This window comes from Bradyrhizobium sp. WYCCWR15520 (assembly GCF_056174665.1).
In genome coordinates this window covers 1-24,526 of sequence record NZ_JBWBWM010000053.1, presented here as the reverse complement: position 1 = coordinate 24,526, position 24,526 = coordinate 1, and the positions used below count along the sequence as shown (strand labels likewise).

General features: G+C 61.1%; 12 protein-coding genes and 3 pseudogenes. 2 read left to right on the top strand and 13 right to left on the bottom strand.

The window, feature by feature from the left end; translation table 11 throughout:
- Window positions 1-2: 2 nt before the first annotated feature.
- The 12 genes and pseudogenes from AC0QUY_RS37425 to AC0QUY_RS37370 all read right to left on the bottom strand — a co-directional run.
- Complete coding sequence (locus AC0QUY_RS37425; protein ID WP_161855552.1) at window positions 3-1,364, bottom strand: UbiD family decarboxylase; 1,362 nt, start codon at window positions 1,362-1,364, stop codon at window positions 3-5.
- Complete coding sequence (locus tag AC0QUY_RS37420; protein WP_161855553.1) at window positions 1,361-2,143, bottom strand: SDR family NAD(P)-dependent oxidoreductase; 783 nt, start codon at window positions 2,141-2,143, stop codon at window positions 1,361-1,363. The genes AC0QUY_RS37425 and AC0QUY_RS37420 overlap by 4 nt, the downstream gene beginning before the upstream one ends.
- Window positions 2,140-3,720 (bottom strand): class I adenylate-forming enzyme family protein, encoded by a 1,581-nt coding sequence (locus AC0QUY_RS37415; RefSeq protein WP_161855554.1) that lies wholly within the window; start codon window positions 3,718-3,720, stop codon window positions 2,140-2,142. The genes AC0QUY_RS37420 and AC0QUY_RS37415 overlap by 4 nt, the downstream gene beginning before the upstream one ends.
- A complete protein-coding gene (locus AC0QUY_RS37410; RefSeq protein ID WP_161855555.1) occupies window positions 3,720-4,013 on the bottom strand; it encodes a phosphopantetheine-binding protein in 294 nt (97 codons plus the stop codon). The genes AC0QUY_RS37415 and AC0QUY_RS37410 overlap by 1 nt, the downstream gene beginning before the upstream one ends.
- Window positions 4,014-4,015: 2 nt before the next feature.
- A complete protein-coding gene (locus AC0QUY_RS37405; RefSeq protein WP_161855556.1) occupies window positions 4,016-4,225 on the bottom strand; it encodes an MbtH family protein in 210 nt (69 codons plus the stop codon).
- Entirely contained in the window at window positions 4,222-7,548 is a 3,327-nt protein-coding gene (locus tag AC0QUY_RS37400) for a non-ribosomal peptide synthetase (protein ID WP_161855557.1), read from the bottom strand. The genes AC0QUY_RS37405 and AC0QUY_RS37400 overlap by 4 nt, the downstream gene beginning before the upstream one ends.
- Complete coding sequence (locus tag AC0QUY_RS37395; RefSeq protein WP_161855558.1) at window positions 7,545-14,096, bottom strand: non-ribosomal peptide synthetase; 6,552 nt, start codon at window positions 14,094-14,096, stop codon at window positions 7,545-7,547. Before AC0QUY_RS37395 ends, AC0QUY_RS37400 begins: the two co-directional genes overlap by 4 nt.
- A 49-nt stretch (window positions 14,097-14,145) precedes the next feature.
- The gene (locus AC0QUY_RS37390) at window positions 14,146-14,715 is read right to left on the bottom strand and encodes a hypothetical protein (protein ID WP_161855559.1); all 570 of its coding nucleotides are present in this window, start codon (window positions 14,713-14,715) and stop codon (window positions 14,146-14,148) included.
- On the bottom strand, window positions 14,699-16,234 hold the full coding sequence (locus AC0QUY_RS37385) for a class I SAM-dependent methyltransferase (protein WP_161855560.1): 1,536 nt from the start codon (window positions 16,232-16,234) through the stop codon (window positions 14,699-14,701). The genes AC0QUY_RS37390 and AC0QUY_RS37385 overlap by 17 nt, the downstream gene beginning before the upstream one ends.
- Window positions 16,231-17,079 carry a radical SAM protein gene (locus AC0QUY_RS37380; protein ID WP_474417054.1) on the bottom strand — a complete coding sequence of 283 codons (849 nt, stop codon included), beginning with the start codon at window positions 17,077-17,079 and terminating at the stop codon, window positions 16,231-16,233. Before AC0QUY_RS37380 ends, AC0QUY_RS37385 begins: the two co-directional genes overlap by 4 nt.
- Window positions 17,080-17,630: 551 nt before the next feature.
- Window positions 17,631-17,994: pseudogene (locus AC0QUY_RS37375) on the bottom strand (IS3 family transposase); the annotation flags it as partial.
- 898 nt (window positions 17,995-18,892) lie between these two features.
- Window positions 18,893-20,190: pseudogene (locus tag AC0QUY_RS37370) on the bottom strand (IS5 family transposase); the annotation flags it as partial.
- Between the two features lie 222 nt (window positions 20,191-20,412).
- On the opposite strand from AC0QUY_RS37370, the gene tnpB reads away from it, so the two are divergent.
- A complete protein-coding gene (gene tnpB, locus AC0QUY_RS37365) occupies window positions 20,413-20,607 on the top strand; it encodes an IS66 family insertion sequence element accessory protein TnpB (protein WP_161855562.1) in 195 nt (64 codons plus the stop codon).
- 45 nt (window positions 20,608-20,652) lie between these two features.
- Window positions 20,653-21,263, top strand: a pseudogene (locus AC0QUY_RS37360) (transposase domain-containing protein); the annotation flags it as partial.
- Window positions 21,264-21,475: 212 nt separating this feature from the next.
- On the opposite strand, the gene AC0QUY_RS37355 reads toward AC0QUY_RS37360, so the two are convergent.
- Window positions 21,476-23,329: a reverse transcriptase domain-containing protein gene (locus AC0QUY_RS37355; RefSeq protein WP_202639124.1), complete on the bottom strand. Its 1,854-nt coding sequence runs from the start codon at window positions 23,327-23,329 to the stop codon at window positions 21,476-21,478.
- Window positions 23,330-24,526: the final 1,197 nt, after the last annotated feature.

Genomic DNA, 24,526 nt, shown 5'->3' with positions numbered 1-24,526 from the left:
GTTCAAGGCCTGCGTTTTAGAACGTCGCTGATGTCGACACTGGCCAGAACGTCCGAGGGCACCTGGTTAGGCTTGATCTGACGCGTCGGCGCGAGCCGACGGGTGGCATCGATTCCCATCTTCGACGTCCTTGCCGTCGGCGACGTGCAGGACGGATCGAGCAGCGTTCCCGATTCATCGGGATAGATATGGACGTCCCGCACTGGCTGCGTGTTCAGCCCAATCGCACGGAACACTCGGCGCGGATCGCGGATGTCGACATCAGCATCCACCACGATCAAATGCTTGGCTTGGATGTCGGTGGACAGCAGCGCGTCCATCACCCGCTTCGGCTCGTCCTCGGCCGTTTTCTCCAGCGCGACCACAGACGTGAACGGCGCGATAACCGCGAAGGCGGCGACGCTCGGGGCCGCTGCGCGGGCCCGAGCGAGCGTGCGGTGCTCGATCGCCGGGAGTTCGACGGTCAGATGCTCCATATGCCCGCTCACCACATCCTGGAAGATCGCGTCGCGCCTCATCGTCATGGCGCTGACCTGAAACAGCGGCGAACGCACGATCCCGGTGCTATAGCCGGACCACTCACCAAATGGCCCTTCTTCGACGAGTTGGTCAGGATCGATCACGCCCTCGAGCACGACCTCGGCGCGAGCAGGTACGAACAGACCTGTTTGAGTGACACACTCGACAATGGAGAGTGGCTCGCGTAGCAGACCGCCGATCACACCGTACTCCTCGAGTGGGCCCGAATAAACCGCGCCAAGAAGCCACGCCGGATGCGATCCAATAAAAAAAGCTATCGGCATGATGCGGCCGGCTCGACGGAAGGCCTGCAAGATGCCGTCCAGGTGCTTGCCGCGCTCAATAAAGACGGCTGCGCTCGTGCTATCGCGAACCATCAGACGATGCACGCTCAGATTCGTCCGGCCGCTATCCGGATCGCGAGCAACAGCGACGGCCGCGGTGATATAGGGCTTGTCGGCGTCATATTCGTGATAGACGAGTGCCGGAAGGCGCCCAAGGTCGATATCACGCCCGGTCGCACGTATCTCCTGGACCGGTGCATCGCGCGTCACCTTCGGCTGGATGGGAGCCGCCGCGGCAACAGCATAGCGTGCCGACACGTCCTTGATCGGACAGCTGAGTGCAAAAGCGATGCGGCCCATCGAGCCGCACACATTTGTCACCAGCGGTAGGGCCGCGCCGCGGACCGATCCGAACAGCAGGATAGGCGAACGCTGCTGCATCTCGAGCTTCGATAGAATCGCCGCGGTCTCAAACCGGCGATCTACCTCGCGCTTGATCTCGATAAAGTCCGACGGGCGCTGCGCCCTGACGAGGTCGAGGAAGCTCCGGAGATCACTCATTCCATCAGCGTCCCACCGCAAACATTGAGCGACTGCCCGGTTATCCCTGCGGCGAAATCGGACATCAAATAAACGGCCAGGCCGGCCACTTCGCGGGCTTCGATGAATCTCTTCATAGGACTCGCGGCAACGATCTCGTCCATATAGCTTTCCGCGGTCTTGCCGAACATTCTTGCGCGGTGCCCCATCGCCTGATCAACGAAATCGGTCTTGACGTGCCATGGGCAGATCGCGTTGGACGTGATGCCGAGGGCTGCAGTCTCGCGCGCGACAGAACGGGTGAAGCCCAGCACAGCAGCCTTCGAAGAGGCATAGGCACTGTTGTAGGCTGGCCCGTATTTCGCTGATACTGATGAGATATTGATGATGCGGCCCCAGCGCGACCGGATCATGTGCCGGAGTGCCGCTTGGGTGAGTGCGATCAGCGCGAAGACGTTGAGGTCGTAGATCGCCCGGAGATCGTCTCCCCTCTGCATGACTGTATTGGCGACGGCGGTGGCTCCGGCATTGTTGACGATGACGTCGATCCTGGCGAAGCGATCAAGCGTGGCCTTCACGAGATCAGCACTAGCGTGCACTTCTCGCAGATCGATTGGCATCGGGTGGGCAACCCCGCCGCTTGCAGCAATCGCTGAGGCAACCTGATCGAGTTGAGACTGCGTGCGCGCGGCCAGGACCACGGCGGCGTTAGCTGCGGCCGCCATCAGCGCGATCTCACGTCCAATCCCGCGTCCGGCACCGGTGACGATGATGACTTTGCCGCCGAGGTCGATCTTCATGGCATCACCTCATGCGCAACGTCGCCGCACGATGCCGCGGACCAGCCGCGCAGAGCCTCGCGCCGGACCTTGCCGGAGGCCGTCTTGGGTAATTCTGCGACGATATGGATCTCTTTGGGCACGCGCACATACGGAAGTGCGTTCAGGCAGTGCCGCTTGAGTTCTGCATGGCATGGGCGATGCCCTGTCTTGGTGACGATGTAGGCCACTACGCGCTCCCCAAGAAGCGGATCTGGCCGGCCAAGCACGGCCGCCTCCGCAATGCCCGGATGCGTCTGCAGTACCTGCTCGATCTCGCCTGGGAACAGGCGCTCGCCCGCCGTCTTGATCATTTCGCAGCTGCGGCCGGCAATGTACAGATAGCCGTCGGCGTCCAAATATCCGAGATCACCGGTTCTCAGCCGACCACGCCCATCAATCCGGCCGATCGTCCGTTCATCTCCCGACACATATCCTACCATGATTCCGGGACTGCTAGCGACCACCTCGCCAACTGTCCCAGGCGGCAGTGGCTCGTCTTTCGAACCGAGGATCTCGATAATAACGCCGGGAAGTGGGCGCCCGGACGATGCAGGCCGCGCCAGGACCTCGTGCGATGGGCCATGATAGGTCAGGCGCGGCGACGCCTCGGTCAGGCCGTAGTTGACATGGAGTGCGGCTTGGGGGACTGCCTCCTGGAGAGCACGCAAGGCGGACGGCGCCAATGCACCGCCAGTAATGATAAGGTGGCGCAGATCGGGCGGCGACATCTCTCGCAGCCGGCTGTGATTAAGCAGCATGGAGAAGTGATACGGCACTCCCGAGAGGGTTGTGATACGGTGCCGGACAAGATCATGCACGACGGCCTGGGCAAACCGAAAACCGCCCGAGAACACGGTCGTAGCGCCCAGCATCGTGAAGGTCAGGAGTTGGATGCGACCGTGGATGTAGTGCAGTGGAGCAACGAGCAGTAGGCGATCGTCGCTGGTCAGGCCCAGCCGGCTATTGAAGCTGGTGAGATTCGACAGCAGGTTCTTGTGGCTCAACATCACCCCCTTGGAACGTCCTGTGGTGCCTGAGGTATAGATGCACATAGCGACGCTCTCGGGATCCGATCGCGGCAATTCCACAACCGGGCCGCCCGCCTCACACGTCGTTTCGAACATGAGGAACAGGCAGCCGGCGGCATTCAGGGGCGCGGCGAGATCCGAGGCCTCAGCACCGCTTAGGACGATGGCCGGACACCAGTCGAGATCGTCGCTCATCATTCGCCGTAGCAATTGGGGCTGGATGACCATTGCGGCGGGCCGAGCCTCTGTAAGGGCCGCGAGCGCTGCCGGGCCCGCCACCGGCGCTATGTCGACGGTGGCGGCGCCGCTGCGCAGAACGGCCCAATAGCTGACGATCGCGGCAAGTGAACTCTCATGGAGGATTGCGACCCGGCTCGACGGGCCGATTCCCATGTGGGCAAGATGTTCCGCCAACGCAAGACTCATCCGGTCAAGCTGCGCAAAGGTCGCTGCTTCGCCGGGAAAGATGGCAGCAAGCTTGTCGGGCCAGCGCGCCGCGGCTTGCGTCAGCAGGTCGTGGAGCAGCATCAGCAGCCTTTGCGGTTTGTGTTTCTTGCGATCCAGCGGGCAAGCTGCCGGACGCTGCCGAAGTTGTCCGGGGTAATATCGTCAAGCTCGACAGTGAAACCAAAGACGCCCTCGATCCACACGACCAGCTCCATGATCGCCGTCGAGTCGACGACGCCTTCGAGACTGGTCTCCGGGTGCAGCTCGCATGCTGCGTCGGCGACGAAATCCGCCTTGATGTGCCCTAGGATCACGTGCTCGATCTCGTCCTCACTGTCGGCGGCTTGGCGTAGTCGGTCGGCGGAGTTTGACATGGTCAGGTCTCACCTTGGTTGCGCAGGCTGCGCGGCCGCATGTCGGTCCACACCTGCTCGATATGGGCGAGGCATGCCGCCCGGCTGCCCTTCTTGCCGGCGTCGGACCATCCTCGAGGAATTGCTTTCGTGACCGGCCAGATCGAATACTGTTCCTCGTGGTTAACCACCACGCGGTAGACCGTGCTGTCGTCAGGTCCGTCTAGGCTCATGACATCTCCTCCGCTTGGATCTCATCCAACCAGCGCGCCAGTTCGTCCGGATCCGCCTCGGCGGCTTGCATCTGAAGAATGACCACGGACAGCTCGGCCAAAGTCGGCGCCTCAAAAATGCGTTGAACCGGAAGATTGACGCCGAAACTGTCGCGGATGCGCGTGGCCAGCTGGACGGCGGTGAGCGAATGGCCGCCCAGAGCAAAGAAATTGTCGTGGACCCCGATCTTATTGCACAGCAGCAGATCGCACCAAAGCCGTGACAGCTCCTCCTCGAGGCGGTTTCGCGGCACTAGCTGGTGTTCGTCGTCGGCGTTGGAAAGAGAAGCTGGATCGGGAAGTCGGTAGCGATCGATCTTGCCGGTGCCGCCGAGTGGCAGGCTCGTCATCATAACGAACCGGGAAGGCACCATGTATTCGGGCAGCACCTCGAGCAACATCCGGCGCAGTTCGATCGTGCTCGGGGCGGCCCCCGGGATCGGCACGACATAGGCGACGAGATGGCGATTGCGCGCATCGGTCCCGCGGGCGCTGACGACGGCCGTTTGGACATCGGGATGCCGCGCGAGCGCGACCTCAATCTCACCGAGCTCAATGCGGAAACCGCGCACCTTAACTTGGTGATCGCCGCGGCCGAGAAGCTCGATCACGCCGTCTGAACGGAACCGAGCAAGATCGCCGGTCTGGTAGAGCCTGGCACCCGGGATTCCACTGAACGGATCGGGAATGAATCGCGCAGCGGTCATGCCTGGGTCGCCCACATAAGCCCGCGCCAAGCTCAGACCACCGGCGTAGAGATCGCCAACGACGCCGACCGGAACCGGCTCGAGTGTGGCGCTGAGAATATGGACGGTCGCATTGGCGATCGGTCGTCCCACTGGGGGCATGGTGGGCCACAAACGCGGATTCTCATCTAGCACGTGCTCGGTAACGAAATGAGTCTCGGTTGGCCCGTATTCATTATGAAGCTGACAGCCGGGCAACCCGGTAAAGAACCGGATGATATGCGTGTTGATCTGTAGCGGCTCGCCGGTCGATATCACCTGGCGCAAGCCGAGAGCGAGATCGGTTCGCGCAGCCGCATGCTCGGCAAGTTGCGCCAACGCCGTATAGGGCATGAAGAGTCGCCCGATGTGTTCCGCCGCCAGCAGATCAGCCAGCGCGGCGGCGTCTCGACGTATCCGCTCGGACGCGAGCACCAAGGTACCGGCAGTCGAGAGCGTCGAAAGCACCTCGAGTACGCTAACGTCGAAGCTGAACGAGTTGTATTGAACGGTACGCCCGCCGCGAGCTAACGGATTTATGCCGTTCTGCCACACGGTGAGATTGGTTAGGCTCCGATGACTCATGCCGACGCCCTTTGGACGCCCGGTCGAACCGGACGTGTAGATGATGTAGGCAAGATGATCGGGCCTGGTGATGCATGCCGGATCTTGTTCTGGTAGTCGATCGAGGACGCCTTTGGCATCGATACGGACCACGTTTCCAGCGTAGTTTGCAGGCAACACGCAGGTGAGTTGCTGTTGGGTGATCACAACCGGCGCCTGCGCGTTGGAGAGCATGTAGGCGAGCCGTTCGGCCGGATAGGTCGGATCGAGCGGCACATAGGGTCCACCCGCCTTCAGCACCGCCAGAAGAGCAACGATCATGTCGACCGAGCGCTCAAGACAAATGCCGACCGGCGACTCGGGGCCGACGCCGATGGCGCGCAGGTGATGAGCTAGCGAGTTGGCGCGACTGTTGAGTTCCAGGTACGAGAGATTCTCGTCGCCGCAGATCAGCGCGGTGTCATGCGGCGTAGCCCTGACCTGCGCCTCGACGAGTTGGTGAGCGCAGAGCTCTGCCGGGTACTCCAGTACAGTTGCATTCCAGGCCGTGCGCTGCTGGACCTCATCGGCGCTCAACAGCGGCAGATCAGCAAGGCGTGCGTCGGGGTTCGCCGCGATGCCTCGCAGCAGCGTCTGGAGATGACCGGTAAGCCGCGCGATCGTGCTCGCTTCGAACAGGTCGCAGGCATATTCCCAGCAGCCGACAATCTCTCCAGCGGTATCGGTCAGATGTAGGCTGAGGTCAAACTTGGCCGTGCCCGTCGAAATTGCGGCGCCGTCTGCGGCCGGCGCGGCCGCCTGAGCTGTCTCCATGACGAAAAACACTTGGAACAGCGGATTGACGTTCAGAGTTCGGTTGGGCTGTAGGTCCTCGACAAGTTTCTCGAACGGCAGATCCTGGTGCTCGTAAGCCTCGAGCGTGATGGTGCGCACGCGTGCGAGGAGCTCGCGGAAGGTGATGTTCAGGGTTATCTCCGTGCGCAGGACCAACGTGTTGAGAAACAAGCCGATCAGGCCTTCGAGCTCGGAGCGATTGCGGTTTGCCACCGGCGTACCGACGACGAGATCCCTCTGCCCGGTGTAGCGATGAAGCAGCGACTTGAACACGGCAAGCATCACGATGAACATGGTCGCCTGCGCACCCCGGCCGAGTTCGCGAAGAGCGTCGCTCGGCGCCCGCGGAATGACGAATGAATGCAGGGCGCCGCGAAAACTCGGCAGCGGAGGCCGCGGCCTGTCGATGGGCAGCTCAAGTACCGCGGGCGCGCGCTCAAGCCTGGTCCGCCAATAAGCGAGCAGACGGGCCTCCGGCTCGCCGGTAAGCCATTCTCGCTGCCAACGCGCATAGTCGCCGTATTGCAGCGGCAATACCGGCAAATCTGCAGCGCGGCCCCTGCAGTGGGCTTCGTAGCAAGCTGTCAGTTCGTGCAAGAACCGTTGCAGCGACCATGCATCACACACGATGTGGTGGATGGTCACGACCAGCCAGTGCTCGCCATCATCGATCCTCAACAGCGTCGCCCGCAGCATCGGCCCGGCGGCCAAGTCAAAGGGCTTCACCACCTCGATGCCTGCGATCCGCACGGCTGCGGCTCGCCGCGCTGTCGCGTCGGCCCCCTCGCATTCCAAAACTGAGAGCGGTACCGCTGAGGCCGGCTGAACTCGCTGCACCGGCCGACCGCCCTCGACGATGAAGATCGTCCGGAGCGCCTCGTGGCGCGCGACGACATCGCTCAGACTGTCGCGCAGAGCCGCAACTACGATCCGTCCTCGAAGCGGGATGACACAGGGAATGTGGTAGGCCGGGTTACCAGCCTGCAGCCGGTCGAGGAACCAGAAGCGCTCCTGGGCGAATGACAGCGGCGTGGCCGTTCCCTCGGCATGAGGCACGCGCCACCAAGCTTGCCGGACCGGTCGCTGGTGGTCCGGCAGGAGTGAATCGAGTAGCGCATAGCGGGCATCCGACAGCTCGAACTTGCTGGTCGCGCCACTCATCGGGAAGCCCCCTTCATTTCCAGCCGCGTGGTGCCGAGCATCACTTCGACTTCCTGGTCGGATAGATTCGCCACGGTCATGATCGCATGCGCCCGCGCCTGGACGGCCTGCTGATCGTCGGCGCGGCTGAGAATCTCGGCGGCCAGCAAAGTCGGTGTCGGCACATTGAAGAAATGCGATGCGGCAATGTCGACGCCGAGCATCGCGCGCAATCGCGATAGCACCCGCATCGCGAGGAGAGAATGACCCCCGAGGTCGAAGAAATTGTCTTCGGTGCCGACCGACTCGACGCGGAGAGTGTCAGCCCATAGCGAAATCAGGAACGCCTCCAGCGCATCGGCCGGTGCCGCCGCCTCGCTGTCCACCAAGCGTGATTTCCCTGGTTTCGGCAGCGCCCGAGGATTGAGCTTGCCATTCGCCGTGAGCGGCACGGCTTCGAGTTCAAGATAGACAGCCGGCACCATGGCGAGCGGCAGGATTTCGTGAAGTCGACGCCGCAGCTCCGTCGGCTGGACCTGCTGCCCGGGCCGGCGCACGTAATAGGCGATGAGCCGCTGATCCGCGGAGCCGTTCGGACCGTCGTTGACCACGACGGCGTCGGCAATTGCGGGATGGCGCAGCAGGGCGGTGCGGATCTCGCCGAGCTCGATCCGCACGCCCCTGAGCTTGACCTGGTCGTCGACGCGTCCCAAGAACTCAATTTCGCCGGCCGGCAGCCGTCGGCCCAGATCACCGGTGTGGTACATCCGCCCGCCCGGCTCGGCGCCGATCGGATCAGGAAGAAAGCGCTCCGCCGTCAATGCGGGGTGGCCCAGATAGCCGCGCGCCGGCGCCATGCCTGCAATATAGAGATCGCCCGCCACGTTCACGGGCAGCTCGTTGAGATGGCGATCGAGCACGTAGAGCCGGGTATTGGCGATGGCGTGCCCGATGGGCACCGAGTGGCGGTTCGGATCCGGCCTACACCGCCAGCGGGTCACATCGATGGCGGCCTCGGTCGGACCGTACAGATTCTCGAGCGTACAGTTACGGAGCCGGGCGAAGAACAGGTCCTGGAGTACGAGAGGCAGCGTTTCGCCGCTGGCAATCACGCATCGCAGGCTCGGGAGCGTTATCGGACCCACCTCGTTGAGGAAGGTCCACAACATCGAGGGCACGAAATGCACATGCGTAACGTTGAAACGAGCAATGGTCCGGGCGACATAATCGGCATCCCGGTGGCGGCCGGGCGCCGCAAGCACAACCGCAGCGCCGGTGATGACTGGCCACAGCAGCTCCCACACAGAGACATCGAAGCCAATCGAAGTCTTGTGTAGGACGCGATCGCCGTCCGCCAAATGAAAGGCCTGCTGCATCCACAGCAGCCGGTTGCTCAACGCGCCTTGCGTATTGACGACCCCTTTCGGAATACCCGTGGAACCCGAGGTATAGATTACATAGGCGGCATTGCGAGGCCCGGCGGCACGCTCAGGCAGTTGCGGCAGCCCCTCCCCGCTCAGGCCATCATCGACGCTCAGCAATCGCACGCCCAACCCTTGGAGGCGTGTCTTTTCTGTTTCGCCGGCGAGCACGATCATAGGATCGGCATCGCCAATGATCAGTCGCAGCCGCTCATCCGGATAATCAGGGTCGAGCGGGACGTAGACCGCGCCTGCCTTTAGCACGCCGAGGACGGCGACCATGAGGTCGAGCGAGCGAGGGAGGCAGACGCCGACGAGGCTCTCCTCGCGAATGCCGAGGGCGCGCAGGTGCTGGGCCAGCCTAGTCGATAGACGATCGAGCTCGGCATAGCTCAACCGAGCGTCCTCACAGATCGCCGCGATCTTGTCCGGTGTGAGCGCAGCGTGGGCAACGAACAGCTCGTACACCGGGACCGTGGTGTCCTCGTCCGTGGCGGTTTGGTGCCAACCGCTGAGCGCATTTTGCTCCGCCGGGCCGACCAGCGGCGCATCGGCAAGCGGCAGGTCGATATGCTCGACGACATGCGCGATGAAGCCTGCGAGATGCCCGGACATGCGCTCGATTGTCGCAGCCTCGAACAGCTCAGTGCGATACTCGAACACGCATCTAAAGACTCGATTGTCGTCGGAGACGTGAAGGGAAAGATCAAGCTTTGCGCCCTGACCCATCATTGGGGGGGACCAGTCCGGGCTCGATCCCACTTGATGCAGCGCGAACATCACCTGAAAGATAGGGTTCACGGTGGGATCACGCTCGGGCCGCAGTGCCTCGATCAAATTCTCGAACGGCAGTTCCTGATGCTCATGAGCGGTAATGACCGTCTCGCGGACCTGGCCGACGAGCCCGCGGAATGTCATGCCAGGGGACAAGTCGGCGCGGAGCACCAGCATGTTGACGAAAAGACCGATGAGCGCCTCGGTGTCCGACTCGTTCCGATTGGTCACGGGTGAACCGATCACCACGGTATCTTGTCGCGTATAGCGCCACAGGAAGGCCTGAAACGCGGCCAGCAAGACGATGAAGTTCGTCATGTGCTGCGCTTGGGCGAGGGCGCGGACCTCGCCAGCGACCGCATCGGGCAGATCGAAGACATATAACGCGCCGGGGCCATGGCCCGCCATGCGCTGACGCGGGTGATCAAGCGGCAACTCGATATGACCCGGAATCCCTTTGAGCCTCTCCGTCCAGAAATCCCGGTGCTGTTCAAGAAGAACGCCACGCAGCCGCGCCCTCTGACGCTCGGCGTATGTGCCGTATTGGATAGAAAGCGGCGCAAGGGGCGACGGCAGGTCGCGTAGCGTGGCGTCGTACAGCTTGGCGATCTCCCCATACAGAACACCGGCGGACCACCCATCGAAGATGATGTGATCGACGATGATGAGCAGCGAACATGCGCCCCCAGCGAAGCGCACCAAACTCGCGCATAGCAGCGGCCCGGTCTCGAGGTTGAAGCGGTGCGCCGCGGCGAGTGCGCGGATGCGCTGATAGTCGTCCTTCTGCGCGGCCGCGGTCTCTGCCGCCACCTCGACCACCGGCATGTCGAGATTGAGGGCCGGGGAGACGACCTGAACCGGGCCGTCCAGCTCGGCATGGAATGTGGTTCGCAGGATCTCGTGACGCTGAACGAGCGTATTTAGGCATTGGCGCAGCCGCTCCGGATCTACGTTCCAGAGAGGAAATTCGAGTGGGATGTTGTACGAGCGGTCCTCGGGGTCAAGTTGGCGGAGAAACCACAGGCGTTCCTGCGCAAATGACAGCGAGTATTTCTTGCGAATAGGCTCGACAGCATGATGCTCGGTGCGGTCGGGCGTCGGCACCGCAATGGGCACGGACTGCCGCCGCAGTTCCTCTTCGACGAGCGCGCTCAAATCGCCCACAGTCGGATGGTCGAAGACTGCTCGGATCGGCAGGTCAATACCAAACGCATCGCGCATGCGCGCGATAATTTGCGTGGCGAGAAGCGAATGGCCGCCGAGCTCGAAGAAATTGTCATCGATACCGACGCTGTCGCGGCCAAGCAGCGTGGCCCAGATACGGCATGTCGTCTGCTCCATGGAGGTCGTGGGCGCAACAAATGGTGTGTCCAGGGTCGGCCGCTCGCGCCGAGGCGCGGGGAGCGCCTGTCGATCGACCTTGGCGGCCTGGTTCAGCGGCAGAGAATCGAGGATGACGAAAACCGCGGGCACCATGTAGTCGGGTAACCGTCCGAGCAGGAAGCTGCGCAGCTCGCTCGTGCTCGGCGCCTCCGCGCCGGGCATCACATAGCCGACGAGGCCACGTCCCGACGGGAGATCGTCGCGGACCGCGACCGCCGCGGCTTGAACGCCTGGATGGCAAGAGAGCGCCGCTTCGATCTCACCAAGCTCGACCCTGAAGCCACGGACCTTAATCTGCAGGTCGAGCCGTCCGAGAAAGCAGATGTCGCCCTCCGGGGTGTAGGCCGCGAGATCACCTGTGCGGTAGAGCCGAGCACCCGGGGTGGCACTGAACGGATCCGGCACGAAGCGCTCCGCCGTCAGGGCAGGACGGCCGATATAGCCGCGGGTTACACACACGCCACCAATAAAGAGCTCGCCCGGCACGCCGACGGGAACTTGATACAGATGCTCATCGAGTAAATGGGCGCTGGTGTTCGCAATCGGCCGACCGATGGTCACAGGATGGTCGGGATGAAGGAAAGTCCCCGTCATCCACATCGAGGCCTCGGTCGGACCGTAGCAGTTGAAGAATTCGGGCACATGGCGCCACCGCGCGCGGAGCTCGGCAGGGCAATCCTCGCCCATGACAATGATCAACCGCAGCGTGGGCAGCGCGGCTACCGGTAGAACCGCCAGCGCGCTCGGCGGCATAGCTAAAACGGTCACACCGCGCGCCTCCACAAGGCGAACCAAATCGACTCCGGAGCGCGCCTCCTCGGCGGTCACCAGTTGCAGGATCGAGCCACCGCGCAGGCTCATAATGATCTCAAAGATCGACGCATCGAAATTCAGCGATGCGAATTGCAGGACCCGATCGCCTGGGCCGGTGCGATAGAGCCGATGCTCGACCTCTCCGGCATTGCATACGCCGCGATGGGGAACGAGCACGCCCTTCGGCTGGCCGGACGACCCCGACGTGTAGATCACGTAGGCGGCGTGATCGCCACAGATATGGCTGCGCGGGTCGTCCGATGATGCACGGCTGATAGCCGACCAATCGCGCACGAGATCGACCACCTGTCCGCCGAACTCCGGCAACTGGCCTGCGCAGGCGGTATGTGTGAGGACCACCTGCACCTTGGTATCAGCCAGCATGAACGCGAGGCGGCTGCCCGGGTATCTTGGATCGAGTGGCAGATACGCGCCGCCAGCTTTGAGGATGCCAAACAGCCCGACAATCATCTCAATTGACCGCTCGGTGAATATACCAACCACCACATCGGGACCAACCCCCAAGGTCAGCAGATGGTTGGCAAGTTGGTTGGCTTGGCGGTTCAACTCGCCATAGCTCAAAGTACGGCCCTCGAAATCCAGCGCTACCGCTTCAGGTCTCGCGGCGGCTGCGCGCTCAAGGATGTGATGAATGCATTCGGCCGCCCCGATCGACTGGGCGGTGTCATTCCAGCGCCGCAATTGATCGTGTTCTTCCGCCGATAGCTGCGCGATCTCGGACAGGCGCTTCTCTGGATGGTGGACAGCGTCATCGAGGCATGTGCGATAGTGCCCGCATAGGCGGGCTATGGTGCCGGGGTCAAACAAACTGGTGCTGTACTCGACGAATCCATCGATCCGTCCGCCGACCTCGCACAGTGACAGGGTCAGGTCGAAGCGTGACTTGCCGCTGGCAACCGACGGCGCCACGATGGCCTCAACGGTCGTGGTGCCCTGCTGGATAGCAGCCTGCATCACGAACATGACTTGGAAAAACGGATGAGTGGCTAGGTTGCGGTCCGGCTTGAGCGCATCGACAAGCATCTCAAAGGGCATATCCTGGTTGCGGAACGCCTCAAGGGTGCCGTCGCGCACCTGACAAAGGAATTCCGCGAAGGTCGGGTCGCCGGCAATCCGGGTCCGCAGCACCAGCGTGTTCAGAAAGAAGCCGATCAGGCTTTCGAGCTCAGAACTATTCCGGCTGGTCACCGGGGTACCGACCACGATATCACCACTACGCACATAGCGTGACAGAACGAGAATGAAGGCCGCCAGCGTCGTCATGAACGGGGTTGCCCCCAGCCGCTCGCCGAGTGCGCGAACCTTGGCGGCAATCGCCGCCGGAAGGCTGAAAGTGGAGACCGCGCCCTCGTCGCTGCGCCTCCCAGTCCGCGGACGGTCGGTCGGCAGATTCAGCACCTGTGGGGCGCCGTCGAGCCGCTCCTTCCAATAGCTGACAAGGGGCGCCAAGCAGCCGTCATCCAGCCGCCGCCGCTCGGCGATAGCAAAGTCCGCGTACTGAATCGGCAACTCCCCAAGCGGCGACGGCTGCCCAGCCCAATAGGCCTCGTAAAGACTACCGAGCTCTCGCAGCAACACCCCTATTGACCACGCATCCGAGACGATGTGGTGCATCACGCACAACAGCAGGTGGCTCGGCTCGCCCTCACGTGGAAGTAGGCGCAACAGTACAGCGCGGATCAGGGGGCCAGTCGAGAGATCGAAGGGGCGCCGGATCTCTGCGGTGATGATACGCTGCAGCTCGGCCTCATGCAGTTCGGCGGCCAAACCGTCGAGCTCAATGAGCGGCAGTCGGATCGGTTGAGCGGCGCCTGCGATCTGGACAAGACGACCGTCCCGCATCGCGAACGTTGTGCGCAGAATGTCGTGACGGCGAACGATTTCCTCGATACAACGCTGAAGCAGCGCAGCATTGACGGGGCCAAATAGAGGAACAGTCACCGGGACGTTGTAGGCTGGACTTCCGGGCTGAATCTGATCGATGAGCCAGAGTCGCTCCTGTCCGAACGACAGCGGCGCTGGCTGACCGGTGGCGTGTCGCTGGACGAGGCGCGACGGCTGCGGCGCTGAGGGCGCCGCCTTGCTGCCGAGCTTCTCCTGCAGCAGCGCCGCCTGCGCCGGAGATAATCCAGCAATGCGCGCCTTGATGTCAGTCATGGTCGGGATCTCACGTCCAGCGTTTCGATCAGATTGTTCCACGTTCATCTCAACGGCCACCTCCGGAGTACCAAGCGTGCCGCGCAACCTCCTCGTTGAGCTGGACGATATAGCGGAGCAGCGCGGCCGGGACCTGAGTGATGTCGACCGATTCCCAGGCCCGCTTCACCTCACCGAGATATTTGCGGTATTCTTCTTTTGAGCGTTGTGCATAGCTCTGCCGCAGCTGGGCGATCGTATTGCCGACCTCCTGGCTGCGCTCGTTCCATTTCTGCCAAGCCGTCAGCTGCGCTAGGTCCACATCCACTAGATAGCGACTGAAGTCGCTGGCGGCGGCGCGGCGCCGTTCGTCGGCCTCTGCCTGCGACAAGGCGCGCAGATTTTCGTGGTATCGGTTCGCCGCGTGGTTGAGGTCCTGCCTCAGTTCGTTGACCAGCGACTCGCGCGTCCTCGCGTGCACACAACAACTCTCCTTGAAGCTGCGCTGAGCGCCCTGCCACTGGTCGTTCAACTGGCTGAAATAGGCGTTGCGCGCTTCGAGGAATGGGCGCACGACTACGGCGATGTCGCTCGCTGGCTGCCCCGCGGCCATATCTTGCGTGTTATCCGCACTCGGCATGGCCTATCTCCTTGTGTGCTTCTTCGCCCTGAACATCGCGCGAGCTAAGGCGGCTCGCGGCGATGGCACGATCGCGCTCGCAGCGGTAGAGAACGAGCCGATCCTGCAGTGGAATCGGAACGAGCGGCCTCAGTCCGACGCAAGCGAGCCGCTCCCGTAACTCGTCGTCGTTGATGGCTGTTCGCGCCAGCCTGCACTTGTCTTCCTGCGAATAGATGCTGAGGAGCCGCAGATCGCGGCAGGCCTGTTCGGACCAAACCGTGAAGAATAGCAGGCCATTCGGCGCGAGCAGATCGGCGAACTTCCCGAGCGCCCGCTGGAAGGCGTCGTTGTAGGGCGGACGGTCGCCCCCGTTGCGCTGGAAATGTAGGATCGTGCCCAGCATGCAGGTAATAAGATCGAAGCTGTGCGACGATGGAGCCTCTGGGAGGCAGAAATCGTGGCGCTCAACGCGAAACCGGCGCTCGTCAGCCGCCTCACGACGAAGCTTCGCCTGCGTGAACCGCACGCAGTCGACATCGTTGTCGACTCCGAGAATGATGCCGCCCGGAACGACGGCGTCACGCAAGGCTACGAGATAACGCCCGGTACACGTACCCACGTCAAGGAACCGCCGCACGTGGCCCCAGCGTCCTAGACGAAGGAGCTCGATCCTGACCGAGCTTAGTTCCTCGATCTTCAGCGCCTCGTCCTCGCGTGGCAGCGCGTCATCGTAGCGTACCAGCCAGCTCACCGGATAATCAATACGGCAGGAGGAATATTCGACTGTTGTGCGCAGTCGATTGAGAAATCCGTCGATTGGCCTCGACCGCCGCCACAAGCTTTCGAAATAGCGCGTCAGGCGATCGCGGTAGCTAGCGAAGCGCGCCATAGCGGGCGTGTAACACCGTACGCTCTGGATGGCTCCGAACAGCTCTCCCTGGAAGACATCGAAGCGCCAATCGTCATAGATGGCGAACTCGGTGTCGCGCGTCTCCGCGTTGAGCTCCTCCGGCAGCGCTCGATGAAGCCGCTCGGCATCGTGGACGATGCGCACATCACATCCATGATAAGACAGCTCCTCGATGCTACGCGCGAGATTGACAAATCGCCGATCGAAACGCGCCAAGCCATCAAGGTCCTCGCACTTGAGCAAGAGAATGCGCTGATCTTGAATGCGCTGTATTTCCTCTTCCGCTGGCAGGCTGAGAAGAAACAGGCGGCGAACTACGACGTCGAGGGCGCGGCAATTGTTCACCATCCGGATATTAGCGCTGACGATGTCGTCCTTAGCGTCACCCCAGAACCCAGATCCGAGAAAGCTCGTCGTCCAAAAGCGCTCCCTCACCCGCTCCATCGCGCCTTTGTAGGCAAGAACCGCAAGACGTTCAGAGTCAAAGGCGAACGGCGCCTCAGCACACGGAACGCTTGAGATCGCGTAGTCGCGAAGAATCCGCGTGCTCAGTTCAACCGAAGCGTTCTCAGCCGTGAGCGCATCAGCAAATCCAAAGCGATCGAAACTCCTTTCGATCAGCATCATGGGCGCGCCCCGATCAGAGCACTGCGCCAACGAGTCTCAGGACCGAATTCCTCCTCGTCAATCTCTCGTATCATGTTGTTGATACGATCAGCACGCTTTCTCTCGATAAGCACTGAAGACCGATCTGCTCGGCCCTCAGGAAGCAATGGCAAAATATAGTTGCGAACGTTGTTGAGACGGCACCAACGATGAAGAGACGCGACCTCGGCAAAATCCCCGTTAAACTGCGGCGTGACCACCGCATCGTTCGCTACTCGCGTTGGAATTGATCGGTTGAATCCCCGCTTGAGCAACGCCTGCAGGGCAGCATTGGATTTGGCGCCGTACCCTCGCGCCTCCATCTTATCCTGGACGGCCACATCGTGGGAGTTGTGCTTAATTAACACCGTTGCTCTCAGCTGAAATAGCCGCTCTACGGCCGCGCCATCTAAACGGTATCCGCTGGTGAACACTACGGGCACCATGTCGTGCTGTTGCACGCTCGCGACGATGTGCCAAAAGTCGCGATCGGCCATCGGCTCCCTTGCGCCTTGGAATTCTACTGTTATGGCTCCCATCGCATGCGCCTGTGCGATCAAGTCAAGTCGTTCAGCAGTGCTTAATTCAACGCGATCAGGCAGGTCGCTATATCGATCGGAAGTGCGATCGCAATAGCAGCATTTAAGTTCGCATTCGCCAGTCAAGTCCGTATCGAGATGCAGCAGGCGGCTATGCAAGCGCGCGCCTTCGACTAGATCCCGCGCGTAATCCGTACCTGCAGCCCAGAGGTTCTCAAGCCGCTCTCGCGCAGCCAGGATATGAGGAAGTCGTCGAGCAAACTCGATATCCGCGCCAACAGATGACATGCTCCCTCACAGAAGGTCCGAACGGATAGCTAGTCAGTCGTCAATAGAAACACCCGCCAATCAATCGACCAAAAATATCCCTAAGGCTGAGCCTCACCGCCCAGCCTTAGGGAGAGACGGGATGAAGGTACATGCGATCTAGACTTGGACAGCGCTAGCAACTGTGCGATTCGCGCCAGTTTCTCGTTCACGACCGCAAGCTGCGTCACTTTTTGAGCCTCAGCGACTTCAGAATTGCTTCCTTGCGGGCTTCAGCTTCCTGGGCCTGTCCATACGCCGGCTGTTGCGCCATGCTCATCTCCTTCACTTGGGTGTTAAGTACAACGTCCCCACGCTAGAGCTTATCAACCTGCCGCCAAATGTCTGCTTATCCTAAGCCCGCGTGAGTGGTAGACTCCGCCGAGACGCGCATTCTCGCCGAACGCTTATAAGGCGTTAGTGCCACACACAAAACGTGGTGTCGCCTCCTTGTTTTGGTAGGATGCAAGTCCTGGTCTCGACCCTCCAGCGCTACCTTCGCTCGCGGAGACGCTCGCGCTGTGGACTGTCTCCACCGTCTCGGGCTTGCCGCGCTCTATCACCAGCCGGTCCAGCTCTCGCGCCACGCGGGTGCCGGAGAGCGAGGTATCGACCACCAGCGCCAGGCCTCGCGGGTGGAATCAGCATCGACGACGGTGAGGATACGGAAGCGGCGGCCGTCGGTGAGCTGATCCGACACGAAGTCGAGCGACCAGCGGTCGTTCCGCGCATCGGCACCGTCATCGGCGCCCGGGTCCCGATCGCCGGCCTGTGGCCGCCACGGCGGCGCACCGCGAGCCTCTCTTCCCGCTAGAGCCGGAACAGCTTCTAGCCCTCCGGCTTTAGCAGCACGTGCAGGTGCCGACAGCCGAAGCGATGACGTTCCTGGGCGATTGCATGCGCTTGACTTGTGGCGACTTCAGGTTGAGGTTGGATGCTCCGCTTCAATTTTCGAAGCCGGACCGACAAGGACGTTAATCTCACCATGACGACCCACTTCGGAGGCTTAAGTTGAGCAAGCTTTCACCCGCAGAGCGGGCCATTCTTATTAACCAGTTCAAAATTCTCGGAGCGGTCCAGGGCAATGCCGATGCCGATCAGGACACGATGTGCTGAGCAAAGGCTATGAGCTTGACTATGACGAACACATTGACGGCCTCGGCGCTCCTCTGCCTGAGGACGAATGTTGAATTCCTTCGGCATACGTTATGAAAGGGCATCATTGCGCTGCTACCTGAAGACCAGGAGCATAACTTCCGACTATTTGTCCTTTCTCATTCCGATGCGTGACTGCGCGTACGTTGCGGGGAGGAGGTAGATATATCGTGAATTCAAATGAAATTTTGCGGACCTGGAGACGTTGGTCTGCGTTCAGGCCATGCCCACCGCTAGTTCTGAATTCGAGATGAACATGGGGATTGTTAACTCCGCGTAACAACCGAATCGCTCGGAGCTAAGACATATTCAACCGGTTTTCACGACGGAAGTCTGTGCCGGAATGGCATGTCGCGCCCTCTCGCATACTAGGGCCAACTTGGCACCATCTGTGGACATCTGACTCGCGTAAGCTCGATTTCGATTCTAGAATCGCGAGTCAGTGCCGCTTATGCGCTATTTTATCTACTGTCGCAATCGTCGGAAGCTGAAGATCGACAAGTCGCGTCAATCGAATCTCAGTTGGCAACGTTGCAGCGAACGTTCGCCGATAGAACTGACATCGAAATCGTCGGAATATACGAAGTCGTCCGTTAAGAAGCCGATTCAAGCGGCGCGCTGTCGCGGTCGGCTCTGCGATGAGGGCGGTCAGGAAGAGGCACCAAAGAACCCTCAGCCAAGCGAGGATGTGACGGAAGTTGTGGCCGATGGCGGAGAGGATGACGTTGGCGGCATCGCCGGCGCGGCCCTTGAGATAGCAGCGGCCGAGGTGGCCTTCGGCCTTCAGGTGTGGCCGATCACGGGCTCGACGGCGGATCGGCGTCGCAGCTCGCGCTTGATCACTCCGAAGACGCCGCGCTTCTGGCCGGAATGAAGATGCGGCGCGGATTTTGCGCATCATGGCCACGGTATCCCTTATCGACATAGGCCCGCTCGATCGCACATCCGGTCAGTGTCTCGGTATCGTCGATGACGTGGCGCAGGGTGTGACCGTCGTACGGGTTGTCTGGCAACGCCTTGGCGTGCAGCACGAACTGGCCGCCGGGGGCAGGCCGATTGTTGGTGACGATGGAGGCTTTGACGCCGAACTCGTACGGCGCGGCGGCCTTACCTTTGCCGATGCATTCGACCTCCGGGGCGTGGAAGGAATAAAGCTTCCAGCCGCGCTGACGCTGCTGCTGCGAGCGGATCTGAGCGGCCCGCCCGAGCGGAAGGGCGAACGCCTCCTCGAGGACTGGCCGACCTTCGATCTTGCGACGGATGTCACGGATGATCCGGCCCAGCCGGCTGCGCAGGATGCGCAACTGCCGCTGATGCCGCTTGAACTGTTTGGCATGGGCGCAGCGCGAAGCCATCATCGCCGCGGCCTTGGCGAGGCGAGAATAGGATTGCCGTAACCTGACCCCGTGCTTCTTCGCCAGGCGGTTCAGCCCCTTGATCGCCGCATGCAGCAGCTTGGCGGTCGGAAAGGTGATGGCCTTCGGCTGCACCGTGGTGTCGACCGTCACCCGCGCCAGATCTTGGCCGCGTAACGCGCCGACCTCGTGCGCCACCCGCAGGCTCTCGGCCAACAGCCGATCCAGCTTGTCGCCGAGCCGCTTGCGCCAGTGGCTCAGGTCCGATCGCTCGTGCGGGAACGCATGCTGGAAGAACTCTTCGCCGGTGAAGTACTGGAAATACGGGTCATGGACCCAGCGCTCGCACACCCCCTCATCGGACAGTCCGTAAATGTGCTTGAGCAGCAACAGCCCGAACATGAAGCAGGCCTCAATCCCCGGCCGGCCGTTCTCGCTGTAGAGCGGCGCGATCTCCCCCTCGATCCAGTCCCAGTCGACCTTGCCGGCGAGTTGAACCAGTTCGTGCTTCATTGATGACATGGTCCAGCCTGGCCCGGAACAGATCACCCGATCCCGTCGCTTTGGGCTTCTTCGGTCGCATCGCCCCCTCCGTCGATACGTCGACGAATCTCTTAACCGCTGGGCACGACGCAAATACAAAGGGCTGAAGAATGGAAAAGTCAGAGCCTCCACCTGGCTCAGATTGATCCGCTGCCGTAGGCCGAAGCTGTTCGCTCATTGGGCGATGTTGAGTTCTGCTTCGTTACTTGTTGAGAGCCGTATGACGTGAGAGCGTCACGTACGGTTCGGAGGGCGGCTCCGGGTGCGACCCCCGGGGCCGACTCACCATGGCCAAGGAGCATGCCTGTTCACAAAAAGACTCGAGAGAGGAAGGTTCATCTGGCCATTGGTTGCGGGCGAAGCAGTGACGATATCACCGGCGCAGATCAGCTACCTTTTGTCCGGAATCGATTGGCGCAACCCTCAAGAAACCCAGCGTCCGACGCGGGTCGGATAGTCGTTTTGGGTTTGAATCTGCTGCTTGATCTGATTCAATGGCTTCATGATATCGAAGCCGGACGACCTTCCATCGGATCTTGCGAGTGCCCTGGCGGCGCTGCAGGCCGAACGTGAGGCGCGGCTGCAAGCCGAGGCGATAGCTGCCAGTGCGCGGGCGGAGCTGTCGGCCAACGAGGCGCTGATCGCGCATCTTGAGCTGCGGATCGAGAAGCTCAAGCGCGAATTGTACGGACAGCGCTCTGAGCGCACGGCGCGGCTGATCGAGCAATTGGAATTGGAGCTCGAAGAACTCATTACCACGGCGAGTGAGGACGAGCTTGCCGCTCAGGCCGCAGCGACGAAAACCCAGGCCGTGCGTTCCTTCACGCGCAGGCGGCCGGTGCGCAAGCCGTGGCCGGACGACATCGAACGCGAGCATGTCGTCATCGAGGCCCCGACGAGCTGTGCCTGCTGCGGCGGATCGCGCCTGGCGAAGCTGGGCGAGGATGTGACCGAGACGCTGGAGGAGATCCCGCGCCGGTTCAAGCTGATCGAGACGGTGCGGGAAAAGTTCACCTGCCGCGATTGCGAGAAGATCAGCCAGCCACCGGCACCGTTCCATGCCACGCCGCGCGGCTTTTCGGTCCGCAATTGCTGGCGACGATCCTGTTCGACAGTAGGGTCGAGGGCTGGCGCGCCGCTCAACCAGTTTTCCCAGTTGTGCACGTTTCCAGCCCCCGCCTCTTCGCACGCAGCATGCGGATTTCCCGCACTACGCGCTCCCATTTGCTTCATGACAAGGCTTATTGGACCTATTTTGCTGGAGCAGCTTTCACCTCGCCGGCACCCGCCCTGTAGCCGTTGAACAACTTCAAGGTGTCGTACAGCTACGAATTACTCCACTGCTTCCAGCCGAAGCCTTTTTGTTTCCGTGCCTTCGCCAGATGACGTCTGACCTTCTTCTCTACCCAGCTCCTGACGTAGGCGACGTATTTGCTGGAATCGCCTATCCGGAAGTAGTTTACCCATCCTCGGAGCTTCGGATTGATCAAGCTTATCACCGGACTAATCGGTTGCGACCGATAGCTGCGAAACACTTCCTTAAGCCCCCGCAGTAACGCCGTCCGCTTTTTGAGCTTGGGCATGTAGTACGGCCGCATCACTCCGCGCAGACTGCGGAGATAGCGGAAGTCGAATCCCAGAAATCCGAAGCTCTCGCCTCGTTCCAGATTGACCGTGCGACTCTTCTCATCATTAACTTCAACCTGCAGTTTGGCGAACTCTTCACGCAATCGCTTTTCCACGGCACCGAGCAGCCCGTTATGTCGCTTATGGGCATCGATCAAGACCACGATATCGTCAGCAAATCGTGCATATTCGATATTGGTGTACTTGCCGCGGCGTGTCACCTCACGGGCTCGCTCCAGCATCTTGTCTACCTCGTTGAGGTAGAGATTACTGAGCAAGGGGGAGATTACACCGCCTTGCGGAACGCCCTTCTTGCCGGAAGCTTTCAGCATAAGCCGCAGAAGGTGCATGATTTCCTTGTCGTCAATTCGCAGAGCACCTTCTCTAGCATCCCGATCATGTCGGATGTTGTCGAAATAAGCGCGCAAATCAAGGTCAAGAATCCGCGTCTTCCGCTCGGCTATTGCCTGAGCAACTCGCTTGATCGCCTCAGGCGCCGAGAACGCCACTGCTGGCCCGAAGCACGATCCCCTCCACGGTTTGAACGCTTCGTTGATTCCGCCCAGCGCGATGACCTCGGCGTAGCGAGCAGGCCAGACCACCTCGCTCACGCAATTGCCCGCCGCGGCGAGCACGATGATGTTGTTACGAACAGCCTTTTGGACGGCAGCGTGGAGCGCGCGACTCGGGATGCCGCCAAGGCTCATTGTGATGACATGGGCGCCTTTCTCGACCGCGTGATTGACGGCCTGCGCGACAGGACTCTGGTCGAGCACCGAGACGCTTTCGATGCATCGGATCGGGACGAGGGTTGCAAGCGGTGCCGAACCGGTCATTGCACCCGGCTCAGGGCTTGCTACGACGCTCGCAGTACCCGTGCCGTGCCCCGGATTTAGACCAGTTCTCAGAGGATCGATCGGGCGTTCACCCACCTCAACGAAATTCGCAGAACGAGGGCCGGCGTCAAGGTTGGGTGGCAGTTCTGCATGCTGTGGCGCTACGCCGGTGTCGGGCTGAAACACCAGCACATCCTTGCCCTTGGCAAGGCGTCCTTCTGAAGTCGCAAACTCCCAAGCCTGCTTGACCAAGGACCTCTCGATCGCCCAGTTTCGGTCGGCCGGCTTGTCCTTCTCAGCATTGGCCCAGCACCAAAACGCCCAATCAGCGCTTTCCGGCGCACCCGGATCGGGAGGCTCACAGTCGCACTCAAAGTAGTCGGTCCCAAGATCGGGCTCGACCGTTTCCGCACCAAGCAGATCACGAAGGCTTGTCGCCGCTTCAAACAAGTCGGCACGGTCTGGACGCGTGACATGAGGAACGGAAAGCCGCCGAAACTGCTCCAAATCCGATGCATTCGGGAACAACGGAAAGACGCTGACCTGGATCGACAGAGCTTGTTGGACGGAATGGACGATGGCCTCGTCGCTGACCGGCTGACGCAGCTCGATCACGAAGCGAACCGGGCGCCCGCCTCCGTTCTGGCCGGCCTGCTCTTGACGCCAAGCCGTCAACAATGCCGCTAAGTCGGCATTCTCAACCGCCACTTCAGCCATGGTAATCTCACTAATCAGGCACTCCCAATATATTTCCACGAGTTTCACACAACTTCAAGATGCTCCGACAGGACGAAACTAAGTTGCGCTCCAGCTCCCAAACGCACGGGGCGACGGCAATCGTGATGATTTCCAGCAAATTTCAAAGAGAATGGCACATAAAACTGCGCCATTTCTTCGTGAGCCGCTGCTTGCCTGATTACGGGGTCCGGACCAGAAATGACGTTGCGAAGGCGCAGCCAACCAAACCGAAAGACGCTAAGAAATCGAGCTCGGTGAGCTCCCGGATGTGCTCAATCACCCACACGGTCGAGCTCATGGGGGTCCTGAGAACCTTCCGGCACGCCTGTCAAATCGATTGACACCGAACCGAACAACGCTTCGGGCTATGGCCCGAAGACCGGCCGCTGGATGCCGGTGTGATCGAGCTGGCGCAGTTTCATTGATGAGCGGCTGGATCAATTTGTACGCCATAGCACTCAAAAGCTTCCGAACGGACCGCATGCCTTTTGCTTGCATCAGGATCTCTGTTTCATGCTGTTCGAGATTCTCGGATCGGGAAAATCGATATCGCCTGGCCCCAGGGTTCAGCGATGCCAAGGCAGGCTGCGCTCCCGCCCTCCCTTGCCCCCCCCGACTCATCAGTCGCGAGGCTGCCGCCGCCTACATCTGCGTGGCGCCCAACACGTTTAACGAGATGGTGAAGAACGGCCAATTGCCTCGACCAAAATTGATCGGAGAGCGACGGCGAGCTCGGTATGTCCGTCAGCTTGACATCGCCATTGATCAATTGCCTTCCGATGGCAATGATACCCGCGTTGAAGAAACGTGGAATGATGTCGATGCCCCGAAAGCTGCCGCCTCACGTTGAGCGCAATCACATCAAGGGCCATACGTATCTATCGTTTCGTCGCGGCAAAGGACCTGGTGTTCCCTTGCCGAACGATCCCACAAGCGAAGAATTTATGGCGGCCTGCCAAGCCGCACTGCTAGTCCAGTCCGCACCAGTTCGAGATCGGTTTTTGCCGGCCGCACCAGGCACCATCGCTGCGCTCATTGTGTCCTAGATGGTCGTGCGTGAAGAACTTCCAAGCCATTGAGCGGGAGTCGAATTTTCTGGCGAGAGGCGTTTTGAGATTGCAAGCTTTCGGGCTTTGGGGGCCCAAAAGCTTGCAATTTTGCTTTTGAGGATTCCGT

Excerpts from the sequence above, each read along its gene's own strand:
- AC0QUY_RS37425 (WP_161855552.1), bottom strand. The coding sequence starts at position 1,364 with ATGAGTGATCTCCGGAGCTTCCTCGACCTCGTCAGGGCGCAGCGCCCG.
- AC0QUY_RS37420 (WP_161855553.1), bottom strand. The coding sequence starts at position 2,143 with ATGAAGATCGACCTCGGCGGCAAAGTCATCATCGTCACCGGTGCCGGA.
- AC0QUY_RS37415 (WP_161855554.1), bottom strand. The coding sequence starts at position 3,720 with ATGCTGCTCCACGACCTGCTGACGCAAGCCGCGGCGCGCTGGCCCGAC.
- AC0QUY_RS37410 (WP_161855555.1), bottom strand. The coding sequence starts at position 4,013 with ATGTCAAACTCCGCCGACCGACTACGCCAAGCCGCCGACAGTGAGGAC.
- AC0QUY_RS37405 (WP_161855556.1), bottom strand. The coding sequence starts at position 4,225 with ATGAGCCTAGACGGACCTGACGACAGCACGGTCTACCGCGTGGTGGTT.
- AC0QUY_RS37400 (WP_161855557.1), bottom strand. The coding sequence starts at position 7,548 with ATGAGTGGCGCGACCAGCAAGTTCGAGCTGTCGGATGCCCGCTATGCG.
- AC0QUY_RS37395 (WP_161855558.1), bottom strand. The coding sequence starts at position 14,096 with ATGACTGACATCAAGGCGCGCATTGCTGGATTATCTCCGGCGCAGGCG.
- AC0QUY_RS37390 (WP_161855559.1), bottom strand. The coding sequence starts at position 14,715 with ATGCCGAGTGCGGATAACACGCAAGATATGGCCGCGGGGCAGCCAGCG.
- AC0QUY_RS37385 (WP_161855560.1), bottom strand. The coding sequence starts at position 16,234 with ATGATGCTGATCGAAAGGAGTTTCGATCGCTTTGGATTTGCTGATGCG.
- AC0QUY_RS37380 (WP_474417054.1), bottom strand. The coding sequence starts at position 17,079 with ATGTCATCTGTTGGCGCGGATATCGAGTTTGCTCGACGACTTCCTCAT.
- AC0QUY_RS37355 (WP_202639124.1), bottom strand. The coding sequence starts at position 23,329 with ATGGCTGAAGTGGCGGTTGAGAATGCCGACTTAGCGGCATTGTTGACG.